Here is a 13,157-nt window from a genome sequence, read left to right on the forward strand (position 1 = left end):
CCCCCCCACCGCTCCCCCCGGGAGTCACGGCCCCGACGGTACACGCACGGAGCCCCTCACCGTAGGACGGTGAGGGGCTCCGAGGGGTCGAGCCGGGCGGCGGGACCGCCTCCTAGTACCAGTGGTTGGCCTGCCAGAAGCTCCACGCGCCGCACGGGCTGCCGTAGCGCTCGTTCATGTAGTTGAGGCCCCACTTGATCTGGGTGGCCGGGTTGGTCTGCCAGTCGGCGCCGGCGGACGCCATCTTGGAGCCCGGCAGCGCCTGCACCAGGCCGTACGCGCCCGACGACGGGTTCTGCGCGCGGTAGTTCCAGGTGGACTCGTGGTCCACGATGTTGCTGAAGCACTGGAACTGGTCGCCCGGGACCATCTGGCGGGCCATCGCCTGGACCTCGGCGACGCTGTAGGACGACTGCGTGGCGAAGCTGGAAGCGCTGCGGACCTCGTCGCGGCTGGCGCGCTCGGCGGCCTCCCGCTCCTTGCGCTCCTCCTCGGCCTTGGCGGCCTTCTCGGCCTCCGCGTCGGCGGCGGCCTTCTTGGCCTCCGCGTCCTTGGCGGCCTGGATGCGCGCGGCTTCCTCGGCGGACTTCTGCGCGGCCGAGTCGGCGGCGGCGGCCTGCGCCTCCGCCTGCTGCGTCAGCGACGAGACCTGTACCTGGGCCTGCTCGCCGACGGGGATGTCGGCCAGGAGCGTCGTGTTGGCGGCGGCCGCCTCGAAGTTGTCGTTCGAGGGCTGGGTGTTGCCCGAGGCAACACCCACGACGGCGCCGACGGTGGTGACCGCAGTGGCCGAAGCCACCGCGAATCCCCGGACCGAGATCCGGCTCACACGGTTTTCCTTCCAGCATCGTCCGCTTAGGTGACCTCGCGGGCGAAATCTTGCCCCTGACGCTGGTCCCCCCACTGCTGGGTCACGGGGGACACGGGCCCGGTGGGCAACTCCCTTGCGGAAGCGCCGCGTGGTGCTGCGGGCGGCATACGGCGGACGACTGTTGAGTTGTGTCACGCGAGTGACAGGGGTGCCGTATGCGGGGCCTGACGGAAGCAAGACTCTGCCCGAAGCCGACACCGCAAGGCAATTATTCGTTGCGTGTGAAAGCTCACACCCCAACGGTCCCAGGAGTTTTGCGGAATTCCTCGCACGGCGCGACGCCGCCCGGCTAAGCTCTCGCGCTTCGCCGGGCGGCGTCAATTCCATGTCGGACTTGGTCGGTTAAATCTGACCGTCCTCCAGCATTTCGGTCACCAGTGCGGCGATCTGCGAGCGCTCCGAGCGGGTGAGCGTGACGTGGGCGAAGAGCGGATGACCCTTCAGCTTCTCGACGACGGCCACGACTCCGTCGTACCGGCCGACCCGGAGGTTGTCGCGCTGCGCCACGTCGTGGGTCAGGACGACACGGGAATTCGCCCCGATACGGGACAACACGGTCAGCAGGACGTTGCGTTCGAGGGACTGCGCCTCGTCGACGATCACGAACGCGTCGTGCAGCGAGCGGCCCCGGATGTGGGTGAGCGGAAGGACCTCCAGCATCCCCCGGCTGAGCACCTCCTCGATGACCTCGCGTCCCGCCACCGCCGAGAGGGTGTCGAAGACCGCCTGCGCCCAGGGGCTCATCTTCTCGGCCTCGGTGCCCGGGAGGTAGCCGAGCTCCTGCCCGCCGACCGCGTACAGCGGACGGAAGACCATCACCTTCTGGTGCTGCCGGCGCTCCAGCACGGCCTCCAGCCCGGCGCACAGTGCGAGCGCCGACTTGCCGGTGCCCGCCCGGCCGCCCATCGAGACGATGCCGACGTCCGGATCGAGGAGCAGGTCGAGCGCGATGCGCTGCTCCGCGCTGCGGCCGCGGATGCCGAACGCCTCCCGGTCGCCCCGCACCAGGCGCACGTTGCCCTCGGCGGTGACCCGGCCGAGCGCCTTGCCGCGCTCGGACTGGAGCACCAGCCCGGTGTGCACGGGGAGGGCGGCCGCCTCCGGGACGTACAGTCTCTCCTCCGCGTACAGCAGGTCGACCTGCTCGGCGGAGAGGGACAGCTCGGACATTCCGGTCCAGCCGGAGTCCGTGATGGCCAGTTCGGCCCGGTACTCCTCGGCGAGGAGACCGACGGACGACGCCTTGATGCGCAGCGGCAGGTCCTTGGAGACGACGGTGACGTCGTACCCCTCGGCCTGGAGGTTGCGCGCGACGGCGAGGATCCGCGCGTCGTTGTCACCGAGGCGGTAGCCGGCCGGGAGGACGGCGGGATCCGAGTGGTTGAGCTCCACACGCAGGGTCCCGCCGAGCTCCCCGATCGGGAGCGGGGCGTCGAGGCGGCCGTACCGGACGCGGAAGTCGTCCAGCCGGCGCAGCGCCTGCCGGGCGAAGTACCCGAGTTCCGGATGGTGCCTCTTGGCCTCCAGTTCCGTGACCACGACGATCGGGAGCACGACCTCGTGCTCCTCGAAGCGGGCCATGGCGCCGGGATCGGCCAGCAGGACGCTGGTGTCGAGAACGTAGGTGCGCCTGTCGTTGAGGCGGCGCTTTGTGCTGTTCACCACGGAAGGACCTACCCCCTCAGGTGAGGTCGGGTGCGACTTCGACGGCGTCGCGGGGGGATGGGGCCGGGCTCTGGCCGCGATGCGCGGGCCGAACTCCGGCCCTCCGCGATGTCCGTGCGTGTCCGGCACGGTCGTCCTGGTGCAAAGGGCCTCCCGGGTGAGCGGGCTGGCGTGCCGCTCACACTGGAGGGGGTATTCCCTCGAACGCCCGGCGCCATGCCATGGCATATGACGACGCGTCGGTGAACGAGTGGTGACGGCCGCGCGTCAAGCGGGCGCGCGGCCCTTCCGGAGCGCTTTCCGGACGGCCCGGGATACCGTCCGGCGGCCTCCCGGGAGCCTTCCGGGAACGTTCCGTCAGGTGCCGTAGCGGCGGTGGCGGGCCGCGTAGTCACGCAGCGCGCGCAGGAAGTCGACCTTGCGGAAGGCCGGCCAGTGGACCTCGCAGAAGTAGTACTCCGAGTGGGCGCTCTGCCAGAGCATGAAGCCCGACAGGCGCTGCTCGCCGCTGGTGCGGATGACCAGGTCGGGGTCCGGCTGGCCGCGCGTGTACAGGTGCTCGGAGATGTGCTCGACGTCGACGATCCCGGCGAGCTCCTCGAAGCTCATGCCCTTCTCGGCGTGCTCCAGCAGCAGCGAGCGGACCGCGTCCGCGATCTCCTGGCGGCCGCCGTAGCCGACGGCCACGTTCACGAGTATTCCGGTGCGGTCGCGGGTGGCCTCCTCGGCCTCCTTCAGCACCGCCTGCGTGCGGGGCGGCAGCAGGTCCAGCGTGCCCACGTGGTGGACGCGCCAGCGGCCGTCGGCGGCCAGGGCGCGGACCGCGTCCTCGATGATGCCGAGGAGCGGCACCAGCTGTTCCTCGGGCCGGTTGAGGTTGTCGGTGGAGAGCATCCAGAGGGTGACGACCTCGACGTCGGTCTCGTCGCACCAGCCCAGGAGCTCCTGGATCTTGCTCGCGCCGGCCTTGTGACCCTGCTCCGGGGTGCCGCCGGACGCCTTGGCCCACCGGCGGTTGCCATCGAGGATGACGCCGATGTGCTTGGGCACCTGTGCGTGGTCGAGGCGGCCTTCCACCCGGCGTGCGTAGAGCCTGTACACCAGGTCGCGCAAGTTCACCGATCTCACCTCTCGATTTGCTCACGGGCCCGCCACGGCGTCGGCCCAGGGAGACAGGGGGAAGCGGCACCGCTCGATCCCGGCGCACCGCGGCTGTCCCCGAAGCCGCCACATTACTGCGCGGGGGTCACGGCGGCCCAACCCGGTCTGTCACAAGTCCGTGATAAGGAGAGAGGTGTGACTGATTCCCCCGCATACCGCCCCGCCGACGACCGCTACGACGCCATGGAATACCGCCGTACCGGCCGCAGCGGGCTCAAGCTGCCCGCCATCTCGCTGGGCCTGTGGCACAACTTCGGTGACGACCGCACGCTCGCCTCGCAGCGCGCGATCCTCCGCCGGGCCTTCGACCTGGGCGTGACGCACTTCGACCTGGCGAACAACTACGGACCGCCGCCCGGGTCCGCCGAGTCGAACTTCGGCAAGATCTTCGCCGAGGACTTCGCCCGCTACCGGGACGAGCTGGTCATCTCCACCAAAGCGGGCTACCTCATGCACCCGGGCCCGTACGGCGAATGGGGCTCCCGCAAGTACCTGCTGTCCTCCCTCGACGCGTCGCTGAAGCGGATGGGCCTCGAATACGTCGACATCTTCTACTCGCACCGCTTCGACAAGGACACCCCGCTCGAGGAGACGATGGGCGCGCTGGCCTCCGCCGTCCAGCAGGGCAAGGCGCTGTACGTGGGCGTCTCCTCGTACAGCAGCGCGCAGACCGCCGAAGCCGCGCGGCTGCTGCGGGAGATGGGCGTCCCGGCCCTGATCCACCAGCCGTCGTACTCGATGATCAACCGCTGGACCGAGGACGACGGGCTGCTGGACACGCTGGAGGAGGCCGGCATGGGCTGCATCTCCTTCGCGCCGCTCGCCCAGGGCCTGCTCACCGACAAGTACCTCCGGGGCATCCCGGAGGGCTCCCGGGCCACGCAGGGCAAGTCCCTCGACCCGAACCTCCTCTCCGACGAGGTCGTGCGCCGGCTCCGCGGCCTCGACGAGATCGCCCGGCGCCGCGGCCAGTCGCTCGCGCAGCTCGCGCTGAACTGGGTGCTGCGCGACGAGCGGATGACGTCGGCGCTGATCGGCGCGTCCAGCGTGACCCAGCTGGAGGAGAACATCGCCGCCCTGTCCGGTGCGCCGCTGACGGACGAGGAGCTGAAGGAGATCGACTCGTACGCGGTCGACACCGCCGGCACCAACATCTGGGCCGCGCGGAGCTGACGCCCGGGGCCTCGGCGCGGTGCCCGCCCGCGCCTCGCTGCGGGCCGCCGGGGCGGGGTCCGGAGCGGGGGCGGTCCGGGGCCGGAGGCGGGTCCGGTGGGGCCGGGAAGAAAAAACGGGCCGGTCCGTGGGGGGGATACGGACCGGCCCGAGGGGGGGTTTCCACCATAACCCTTCGTAAGTGATGCTGCGCGCCACGACAGGCCGGCGCCACGCTCCGAAATCGGGGCACCCCGCCGGATGCGCCGGAACCGGCCGTATCACCGCCCGTTCGCCCGCCGGACGCTGTACTCCACAAGGGGGACCCCGCCGTACGGGCGCCACGTTGACGGCCCCCGCGCGGCCCCGGGACGGGGCCGGCGGGGGCGGTGCCGGGCGGCACCGGGCGGCACCGCGCCGGTTCCACCGGCCGGGTTCAGGCGGCCTCTCCGGACGCCGCCTTGCGGGCGAGGATCAGGTCCATGAACCGGTCGCCCCACTCGCCGAGCGGCAGCAGCGCGGTGTTCAGCGCCCGGCCCAGCTCGGTGAGCGAGTACTCGACGCGCGGCGGCACCTCCCGGTACACCTCGCGGTGCACCACCCCGTCCGCCTCCAGCTCCCGCAACTGCTGGACCAGCATCTTCTCGCTGACACCCGGCACCGAGCGCCTCAGCTCACCGAAGCGCACCGGGCCGTGGCTGTGCAGCGCCCACAGGATGAGCGGCTTCCACTTCCCGCCGACCACGTCCACCGCGGCGTCCAGTCCGCAGCTGTACGACGTCCTGCCCTTGGCCATCGCCGGCTCCTCCCACCCCTGGGGCACGTACGGTCCCGACCGACAGTACGACAGGTCTCAGCGGCGCAGCAGGGTGATGCCGTCACGCTCGGCGATCTTCCGGTAGCCGTGGCGCGCCTGCGCGGCGGCCAGCTCGGCCTCCTGCTGCTCGGCGGGGTACGGCCAGTGGCCCGTCTTGTACGGCCAGGCCTCCGGGGCCCGCCGGTCGTGGACGATCCACTCGGCCGTGGGGGGCGGGAGGCGCTTCCTGTCGTACTCGTACAGCCTCCCCTCCACCGGGAAGGTCGGGAAGACGACGACCGTGCAGCGGGAGGTGAGCTGGGGCACGAGCCGGTTGGACGCGGCGACGGTCGCGCCGTCCGGGATCCGCGCCAGCAGCGCGCGGGCGGCCTCGATGTGCCCGGTCGTCCGCCAGGTGGCGCGCTGGACCAGCTGGGCCAGGGGGAAGGACGGCAGCATCACCAGGGTGACGGCGAGGACGGTGGCGAGCGAGGCGCGCACATGGCGCGCGGCGAGCGGGTGGTCGGTGCGCCGCCAGGCCGTCAGCGCGTCGATCAGTCCGGCCACGACGACCGGCATGAGGACCGCGCTGTAGTGGAACGCGGTGCCCCAGTGGAACCCGTTGTCCGACATCATCCGCCAGGCGAGGGTCGGCACGGCGATCAGCGAGAGGGGGGAGCGGAGCGCGAGCAGCGCGGACGGGGCGAAGACCAGGACCAGCGTCATCGCCTTGATCTCGGGTCGCAGCGCGTCGAGCGGGGCGTGGGCGAGGGTGCCGAGCAGCGACCCGTAGCCCTCGGCGAGGTTGCCGCCGTGCGCGTACCCGCCCGCCGGGTGGAAGGCCGGCATCAGCAGCTTGATCTCGACGGCCGAGCCGATCAGCCCGGCGGCGGTGGTGGCGAGGCCGAGCCGGCGCGCGCCCCCGCCGCCCTTGAGCACGATGTACCCGCCGACGGCGGCGAGGGTGAGCCCCAGGTCCTCCTTGATCAGCAGCAGCGGGGCCGCCCAGGCGACGGCCGGACGCCAGCGCCGGTGGGCCAGGGCCTCCAGGCACCAGGCGAGGAGCGGTACCGCGAGGGCGACCTCGTGGAAGTCGAAGGCGGCGGCCGACGCGATGCCCCAGCTCAGCCCGTACGCGGCGGCGATGGCGTGGGCCGGCCGGCGGCCGAGCGCGCGGGCGGCCCAGCGGGCGAGCGGGACCACGGCGACGGCGAGGAGCGCGGACTGGGCGACGAGCAGGCAGAGCGGGGAGGGCCAGAGGCGGTAGAGCGGGGCGAGGGCGGCGAGCAGGGGGTGGAAGTGGTCGCCGAGGAGGTTGAAGCCGTCGCCGCGCAACGGGACGACGGGAGCGCGGAGTTCGGCGTAGGCGCGTACCGCCTGCTCGAAGATGCCGAGGTCGTAGCCGGTGGTGCGGAGGAGGAGGTGGCGGCGCACGGCGACGGTGGCGTAGAGCGCGAAGAGCCCCGCGGCCCAGGCCCAGGGGAGCAGGGCCGCGGGGAGCCGGCCGGGGACGCCGGGCGGCGCGGGGCGGGTGGTGGGTGGTGCGGCGGAGGTGGTGGGTGCGGTGGGTGGTGCGGGGCGGGTGGCGGGTGGTGCCGGGGAGGGGGGTGCGGGCGACGGCGGGGCGGGGGGGGGCGGGGGCTCGGGGGGGGAGGGGGGGGGGGGGGCGGGGGGGGGGGGCCGGGGGGGCTCCCGGCCAGGGGGGGGGGCNNGGCTCGGGGAGGGTGGCCCGGGAGGCCTCCCGACCAGAGGAGGGACTATTGTCGGGAAATGTCCGCATGTGCCCGCATGTTAGGACGCGGGCAGGCGGCTCAGGTCAGGTCGTGGCCCGTGGTGCTGTCGACGTGGTGCGGAATCTCCCCCTCATGGCGGTCCCCCGTGCTCCGGGTCCCGGACGGTTCGAACATCTGAATCGACGCCCCGTTCGGCGCGGACGGCTTGTGCTCGGTGCCCTTCGGTACGACGAAGGTGTCCCCGCGCCGCAGGGCGACCGTCCGCTCGGTGCCGTCGGCCGCGCGCAGCGCGATGTCGAACCGACCGTCCAGGACGAGGAAGAACTCGTCCGTGTCGTCGTGGACGTGCCACACGTGGTCGCCGGCGGCGTGGGCGATCCGTACGTCGTAGTCGTTCACGCCGGCCACGATGCGGGGGCTGTAGACGTCGTCGAAGGTGGCGAGGGCTTCGGTGAGGTTGACCGGTCGGGCGTCCATGCCCCCGATACTGCACGGCTCCCCCGCGCCTTGTCCGGTGCTCGTACGGACCGGCCGGTCAGGCGGCCGGGACGGCCGCCGAGGCGCCCAGCAGTATGCCCAGCAGCGCCCCGCCGATCATGAACGGGCCGAACGGGATCGCGCTCTTTCGGCTCGCCCTGCGCAGCGCGACCAGCCCGAACCCGTACACCGCGCCGAACAGGAAGCCCGCGAAGGCGCCCGCGAACAGCACGCCCCAGCCGTACCAGCCGAGCGCGACGCCCAGCGCGAGGGCCAGCTTCACGTCGCCGAAGCCCATGCCGCCCGGGTTCACCAGGAACAGCACGAAGTAGCCGGCGCCCAGCACGAGCCCGCCCAGCAGCGCGGACGGCCACGTCCCCGCGTGCCCCGGCAGCAGCGCGGCGCCCCCGAGCAGCGCGGCCGTCCCGGCGGCGAGCGGCAGCGTCAGCCGGTCCGGCAGCCGGTGCACGGCCCGGTCGACCAGGGCCAGCAGCACCGCGACCGGAGCGGCCAGCAGCCACACCACCAGCTCGGGCCGGGGCCCCGTCGCCGCGGCGAGCGTCCCGCAGACGAGGGCGGTGACGACCGGCACCGTGGCGGTCGCGGGGGTGGACGCGGAGGTGGACGCGGGACGGCCGGCCCCCACCGGGACGGCCACCGCGCACACCGCGCAGCGCGGCGCCCCGAGCCAGCCGCGCGCGGGCCCGGTGAAGGGGTGGCCGGCGGGGCAGGCGTCCCGCCACGGCTCGTCCGGCGCGACGGACAGGCGGTACGCGGCGCGCGGCACGAGCAGACCGGTGGCTGCGCCCCACAGGGCGGCGACGGCGATCAGCGTGGCGTACACGCACCCGACCCTAGGACGGGCCGGCCACCCGGTCATGGGCCCACGGGCCCACTGCGGCCGGGGCCGGGCCCACGGGCCCACTGCCGTGGAGGCGGGGCCCACGCTACGGTCGTCCCCCATGGGGAACCCGAGCCGATGGCGCGACGGCACCGGACGGTTGAGCCTGCCGCACGCCCCCGCAGCCGTGCCCGCGACCGCGCCCGTACCCGCGCCCGTACCCGTCGAGATCGCCGCGTCCTACGGCACCCGCAGGCGCGGCCTGCTGGGCCGGGACGGCATCGCCGGCGCACTGCTGCTCAGCCCGTGCAACAGCGTCCACACCTTCCGGATGCGGTTCGCCATCGACGTGGCCTACCTCGACCGGGAGTTGCGGGTCGTCGACGTGGTCACCATGGTGCCCGGCCGCCTCGGCCTGCCCCGCCCGCGCGCCCGCCACGTCCTGGAGGCCGAGGCCGGGGCGATGGAACGGTGGGGCATCCGGCCCGGCACCCGCCTGACGATCACGGCGGACCCGCCCCCAGCAGGGTGAACGCCCCGTACGCCCCCGACGCCGCCGCGAGCCCCGCCAGCACCGGCACCACCGTCCGGTCCCGCAGCCGCGCCAGGGCCACCGCCGCCGGGAGCAGCAGCGGGAACGCGGGCATCATCAGGCGCGGCCGGGACCCGAAGTACGCGGCGCCGACCAGCGAGACGACCACGATCCCCACGGTGTACACCAGCACCGGCAGCGGCTGCCGCTGCCGGACGCACAGCCACACCACCCACCCCACCAGCGCGAGCGCCAGACACAGCCCCACCCCGGCGAGCGGCACCGGACCCGTCAGGTTCCGCCACACGAACCGGGCCAGCGCCACGCCCCCGTCGACGCTGTTGCCCCACGCGGCCTGCACCTCGAAGTACGCGGTCGCGCTCCCGCGCCGCAGGGCGACGAAGACCACGTACCCGAGCCAGCCCAGCGGCGCCAGCAGCACCCCGGCGGCCATCCGGACCGGCACCCGCCGCTCCCGGACGGCGGTCACCAGGGCCGTGACGCCGACCGCCGCCACCAGCGCGGCGGCCGACGGCCGGGTCAGCCCCGCCCCGGCGCACAGCACGCCCGCCCAGATCCAGCGGCCGTGCAGCACCGCGTGCAGGGACCAGGCGGCGAACGCCGTGAACAGCGTCTCCGTGTACGCCATCGACTGCACGAACGCCGTCGGGTACACGCCCCACAGCACGGCCAGCACCACCCCGGCCCGGCGCCCGGCGACCCGCTCCCCCACCGCGTAGATCCCCCACGCGGCGGCGAGCGACGCCGCCCACGACACGACGAGCCCGGCGGTCGCCGCGTCGATCCGCGCGACCTCCGACAGGCCCCTCTCCAGGGCCGGCAGCAGCGGGAAGAACGCCAGGTCGGAGTGGACGCTCCCGTCGGGGAGGGTCACCTCGTGGCCGTACCCGTGCTCGGCGATCCGCACGTACCAGACGGAGTCCCAGCGGCCCTTCAGCCGGTGCAGGGCGTCCTCGCCCGCCACGGCGGCGGCCACCGCGAGGATCACCAGCCCCACCGCCCGCACCGCCGCGTAGCCCCACAGGGCGGTCACGGCGGAAGCTGGGGGTCGGTCGGTGCGCGGGGACATGCGCCCGATTATCACGCCCCGCGGCGGGCCCCCGGCTCCCCGGCCTCCTCGATCGGTACGTCGCTGACGGCCGCGACGGTCATGGGCGGGACGTCCCCCTCGCACGGCGCGGTGCTCACCGCCACCCAGCGCGGGCCGTGCGGGGTGACGACCGGCCCCCACACCAGCAGGGCGCCGCCGAGGCCGGGGCCGTCCCCGTCGACGGAGCGCAGCTCCTCGAGGAGCGGCAGCACCGGCCCGTCGCCGTCCTCCCCGGACGGCAGCGCCCGCAGGCTCACCTCGCGGTGCGGGCCCCATCAGTCCTCCAAGGCGCTCGTCAGGGCGGCGAGGCGCTCCCCGGCCTCGTCCTGCCCCGGGGCGCCGTGGCCGGCGCGGCCCTCCCACAGCGGCTCCAGGCGGAACCCGGCGCCGTGGCTGCCGCCCCATCCGCCGTCCGGCGACGGCTCCCGCTGCACGGGGCCGCTCGCCGGCAGCGCCCCGTCCAGCAGGGCGTCCACGGCGTCGAGGGCCGCGGCGATGCGCCTCATGGTCCGACCTCCTCCGTAGGCCCTGTTCCTCTTCCCCGTCTCCTTCTCCGCATCCCGGGAACCGGTCGCACACGCGCGGGAGGCGGACCTCCCGCGCACGGCGGGCCGGTCCGCCTCCCGGCCGGACGGGCGGCACGTCAGCCGCGCGGGAAGGACACCTCCACACGGCGGTTCTTCTTGCGGCCCTCCTCGGTGCTGTTGTCCGCGATCGGGTACTGCTCGCCGTATCCCCGGATCTCGTACGTGATCCCCCCGGAGGTGAGCAGCGGCGACAGCACCTTGTGCACGGCGTCCGCGCGCTGCTTGGACAGCACGTCGCCGTGGGCGGAGGAGCCGAGGTTGTCGGTGAAGCCGAAGATGCGGACCTTGGTGGCGTTCTGCTTCTTGATCTCCTCGGCGATGGCGGCGATACGGGAGTTGGCCTCGGGCGTCAGCCTGGCGCTGTCCTTGCCGAACAGGACCTCCGCCTGGAGCGCGAACTTCAGGTTGGAGCTGGTCTCCTCGCGCCGCTCCTCGCCGCCCTCCGACTCGACGATCGAGATCAGCGGCAGCACCTTCGCGGGCGCGAGCGTGGCACCGTCGCGCATCTTGAGGTTCGGCGAGTTCCCGTCCACCTCCGGCGGCGGCACCGTCGACTCGGTGCCCGGAGGCGTACTGGGAACGTCGTCGGCCAGCGCCCCGGAGGCGCCGACGAGCTGGGCGCCGGTGAACAACACCACGGCCACGAGCACGGACGCCGCCGGCCGGCGCACGGAGACCCTGCGGGTGCAGGGGGTGGTGGCGGGCATCACGAGATCTCGATCGTGGCGACGGGCATCTGCGGGATCTGGATGTCCACCTGGGCGATGTTCGCCGGCGGCGCGGGGAACTGGGCGAACACCGAAATGGTCTCCCCGGCCTTCACCGTGGTGACGCCGGTGGTCGTGAGGGGGTAGCCCTCGGTGTCACGCAGCACGTAATAGCGCTTCTTCTCCGTCTTGTCCAAGAGGGTGATACCCGCAAGGGAGGGGCCCGTCTGCTTCACACTGACTTCCTCGCCGCTCCAGTGCGGCGGGGCGATCAGCATCTTGGAGGACGTGTTCTTCAGGCTCCCCGTGACGGTGAGAAAGCCGCCCTGGTCCCTTGCAGCGCTGTGAATGACGAACTGAAACCCGTTGGCGCCGTTGATGGTGGCCAGTGTGGTGCTGGTGTCCGGCACAGTCGGGCCGCTGTCTTCCTTGGGCGTTTGCCGACCGCTGGGCACCGAGGAGGCGCTGCCTGCGTTCTCAGGAGCCTTCCCCGTGTCGTTGCCGCCCTGGTCGCCCCCTCCGCCGCAAGCCGACAGAAGCGCGGCCAGTGCCGCAACGGACACTCCGGCCGCCGCTCTGCGCACTGCCGTCCCATACCGATTGCTCATGAATGCCATTCCTTTGCGTTCCATCGCGGTCAGTCCTCGGCGAGCCGGACGTCGAAGAGGTCGGACATCTCCGGGAGAAGCTCCGGGTCGAGGTCCGTCACCTCACCCTCGCAGTCCAACGAGCCCGGGGACGGCGAATCGGTTTCCTCGGCGGGGTCGAAGCTGCACCGGGGTACGACGATCGCCGTGGCCGTCGCTTTGGCGGTCAGGGTGTCGGTACCGGGGAGGATGGTGTCTCCCACCGGCTTCTGCGACGTCACGCTCACCGTGGAGCCCCAACGGCCGTCCGTCAGCGGGACACAGCCCACGACGTCCGCCCCGTTCTGGCCTGCGTAGTAACCGCCGGCACCACAGCCGTCGAATGCGGGAGTGAACTCCCCACTCAACAGGTCAGCGAGGTCGTCGATGGTGAGCTCGAAGCTGTCCCGCTGCTCCCGCGCCGCTGCGAGCGCCGCGGCGTCTGCCGCCGACTGGGCGCCGTTGCGCGTCGCCCCTGCCTGGCCGACCGCGAAGAACGCGAGCGCGAGAAAGAGCAGGCTCGCCACTACGAAGATGTAGAGGGGCGAAGCCTGCCCTGACTCGCGCGTTCCGTGGACGTACGGGGTCAGCCACCGCCGACGATCGCCGTGACGCGCGCGAGGAGTCCGGCCGCGATCGTGTTGCCCACGCCCGACCCCACCACCGCCGCGATGATCACGCCCACCAGGATGATGATCCCGACGTACTCCACGGCTCCCTGGCCCCGGTCGCCCCGGTGCTTGAGGGCCGACGCGGTGGTGTCGGCCCAGGTGCCCACGTACACCTTGGCCCGGGTCGCGGCCTTCAGGACGGTGTTCGGCATGGTGGTCTCCTCCGGGCTCGAACAGGTCGGTGGGGCGAACGTACGGCGGGTGGAGGGGGGCGGGCATGGGTCCGG

At 73.0% G+C, this 13,157-nt stretch carries 16 protein-coding genes; 2 read left to right on the forward strand and 14 right to left on the reverse strand.

Features of this window, described 5'->3' with window-relative positions:
• Nucleotides 1–112 precede the first annotated feature (112 nt).
• The 3 genes from A4V12_RS07015 to A4V12_RS07025 all read right to left on the reverse strand — a co-directional run bounded on the left by A4V12_RS07015 (nt 113) and on the right by A4V12_RS07025 (nt 3,655).
• Nucleotides 113–829, reverse strand: a complete 717-nt coding sequence (locus A4V12_RS07015) for a transglycosylase SLT domain-containing protein (protein WP_064068343.1) — start codon at nt 827–829, stop codon at nt 113–115.
• 384 nt (nt 830–1,213) lie between these two features.
• A complete protein-coding gene (locus A4V12_RS07020) occupies nt 1,214–2,536 on the reverse strand; it encodes a PhoH family protein (RefSeq protein WP_064068344.1) in 1,323 nt (440 codons plus the stop codon).
• A gap of 357 nt (nt 2,537–2,893) precedes the next feature.
• Complete coding sequence (locus A4V12_RS07025; protein ID WP_064068345.1) at nt 2,894–3,655, reverse strand: isoprenyl transferase; 762 nt, start codon at nt 3,653–3,655, stop codon at nt 2,894–2,896.
• 177 nt (nt 3,656–3,832) lie between these two features.
• Between A4V12_RS07025 and mgrA the strand changes: the two genes are divergently transcribed.
• The gene (gene mgrA, locus A4V12_RS07030) at nt 3,833–4,870 is read left to right on the forward strand and encodes an L-glyceraldehyde 3-phosphate reductase (protein ID WP_079136870.1); all 1,038 of its coding nucleotides are present in this window, start codon (nt 3,833–3,835) and stop codon (nt 4,868–4,870) included.
• Between the two features lie 415 nt (nt 4,871–5,285).
• Here mgrA and A4V12_RS07035 read toward each other — a convergent pair whose 3' ends face one another.
• The 4 genes from A4V12_RS07035 to A4V12_RS07050 form a co-directional block, all read right to left on the reverse strand.
• The gene (locus tag A4V12_RS07035) at nt 5,286–5,645 is read right to left on the reverse strand and encodes a winged helix-turn-helix transcriptional regulator (RefSeq protein WP_064068346.1); all 360 of its coding nucleotides are present in this window, start codon (nt 5,643–5,645) and stop codon (nt 5,286–5,288) included.
• Nucleotides 5,646–5,702: 57 nt separating this feature from the next.
• Nucleotides 5,703–7,079, reverse strand: coding sequence for a DUF2079 domain-containing protein (locus tag A4V12_RS07040; RefSeq protein WP_234372097.1), 1,377 nt, complete (start codon nt 7,077–7,079; stop codon nt 5,703–5,705).
• A gap of 377 nt (nt 7,080–7,456) precedes the next feature.
• Nucleotides 7,457–7,855, reverse strand: a complete 399-nt coding sequence (locus A4V12_RS07045) for a cupin domain-containing protein (protein WP_064068348.1) — start codon at nt 7,853–7,855, stop codon at nt 7,457–7,459.
• 58 nt (nt 7,856–7,913) lie between these two features.
• The gene (locus A4V12_RS07050; protein ID WP_064068349.1) at nt 7,914–8,699 is read right to left on the reverse strand and encodes a prepilin peptidase; all 786 of its coding nucleotides are present in this window, start codon (nt 8,697–8,699) and stop codon (nt 7,914–7,916) included.
• 118 nt (nt 8,700–8,817) lie between these two features.
• Between A4V12_RS07050 and A4V12_RS07055 the strand changes: the two genes are divergently transcribed.
• Complete coding sequence (locus tag A4V12_RS07055) at nt 8,818–9,228, forward strand: DUF192 domain-containing protein (RefSeq protein WP_079136873.1); 411 nt, start codon at nt 8,818–8,820, stop codon at nt 9,226–9,228.
• Here the strand turns inward: A4V12_RS07055 and A4V12_RS07060 are convergent.
• The 7 genes from A4V12_RS07060 to A4V12_RS07085 form a co-directional block, all read right to left on the reverse strand.
• A complete protein-coding gene (locus tag A4V12_RS07060; protein WP_107415352.1) occupies nt 9,200–10,318 on the reverse strand; it encodes a glycosyltransferase family 39 protein in 1,119 nt (372 codons plus the stop codon). The two genes, A4V12_RS07055 and A4V12_RS07060, sit on opposite strands and share 29 nt — an antisense overlap.
• Before the next feature lie 11 nt (nt 10,319–10,329).
• Entirely contained in the window at nt 10,330–10,596 is a 267-nt protein-coding gene (locus A4V12_RS34455; RefSeq protein ID WP_079136874.1) for a hypothetical protein, read from the reverse strand.
• Nucleotides 10,597–10,614: 18 nt separating this feature from the next.
• Nucleotides 10,615–10,845 carry a hypothetical protein gene (locus tag A4V12_RS34460; RefSeq protein WP_079136875.1) on the reverse strand — a complete coding sequence of 77 codons (231 nt, stop codon included), beginning with the start codon at nt 10,843–10,845 and terminating at the stop codon, nt 10,615–10,617.
• Between the two features lie 137 nt (nt 10,846–10,982).
• Nucleotides 10,983–11,633, reverse strand: a complete 651-nt coding sequence (locus tag A4V12_RS07070; protein WP_064068351.1) for an OmpA family protein — start codon at nt 11,631–11,633, stop codon at nt 10,983–10,985.
• Entirely contained in the window at nt 11,633–12,265 is a 633-nt protein-coding gene (locus tag A4V12_RS07075; protein ID WP_234372098.1) for a hypothetical protein, read from the reverse strand. The genes A4V12_RS07070 and A4V12_RS07075 overlap by 1 nt, the downstream gene beginning before the upstream one ends.
• Nucleotides 12,266–12,270: 5 nt before the next feature.
• Nucleotides 12,271–12,849, reverse strand: a complete 579-nt coding sequence (locus A4V12_RS07080) for a pilus assembly protein TadG-related protein (RefSeq protein ID WP_079136883.1) — start codon at nt 12,847–12,849, stop codon at nt 12,271–12,273.
• Complete coding sequence (locus A4V12_RS07085; RefSeq protein WP_064068353.1) at nt 12,846–13,082, reverse strand: hypothetical protein; 237 nt, start codon at nt 13,080–13,082, stop codon at nt 12,846–12,848. The genes A4V12_RS07080 and A4V12_RS07085 overlap by 4 nt, the downstream gene beginning before the upstream one ends.
• Between the last annotated feature and the right edge of the window lie 75 nt (nt 13,083–13,157).

Source organism: Streptomyces noursei, from assembly GCF_001646665.1.
In the GTDB taxonomy this organism is placed as follows: Bacteria; Actinomycetota; Actinomycetes; order Streptomycetales; family Streptomycetaceae; genus Streptomyces; species Streptomyces lavendulocolor.

Coding starts and splice junctions, on each gene's coding strand:
- A4V12_RS07085 (WP_064068353.1), bottom strand. CDS start 13,082: ATGCCGAACACCGTCCTGAAGGCCGCGACCCGGGCCAAGGTGTACGTG.
- A4V12_RS07060 (WP_107415352.1), bottom strand. CDS start 10,318: ATGTCCCCGCGCACCGACCGACCCCCAGCTTCCGCCGTGACCGCCCTG.
- A4V12_RS07045 (WP_064068348.1), bottom strand. CDS start 7,855: ATGGACGCCCGACCGGTCAACCTCACCGAAGCCCTCGCCACCTTCGAC.
- A4V12_RS34460 (WP_079136875.1), bottom strand. CDS start 10,845: ATGAGGCGCATCGCCGCGGCCCTCGACGCCGTGGACGCCCTGCTGGAC.
- A4V12_RS07070 (WP_064068351.1), bottom strand. CDS start 11,633: ATGCCCGCCACCACCCCCTGCACCCGCAGGGTCTCCGTGCGCCGGCCG.
- A4V12_RS07075 (WP_234372098.1), bottom strand. CDS start 12,265: ATGGAACGCAAAGGAATGGCATTCATGAGCAATCGGTATGGGACGGCA.
- A4V12_RS07035 (WP_064068346.1), bottom strand. CDS start 5,645: ATGGCCAAGGGCAGGACGTCGTACAGCTGCGGACTGGACGCCGCGGTG.
- A4V12_RS07055 (WP_079136873.1), top strand. CDS start 8,818: ATGGGGAACCCGAGCCGATGGCGCGACGGCACCGGACGGTTGAGCCTG.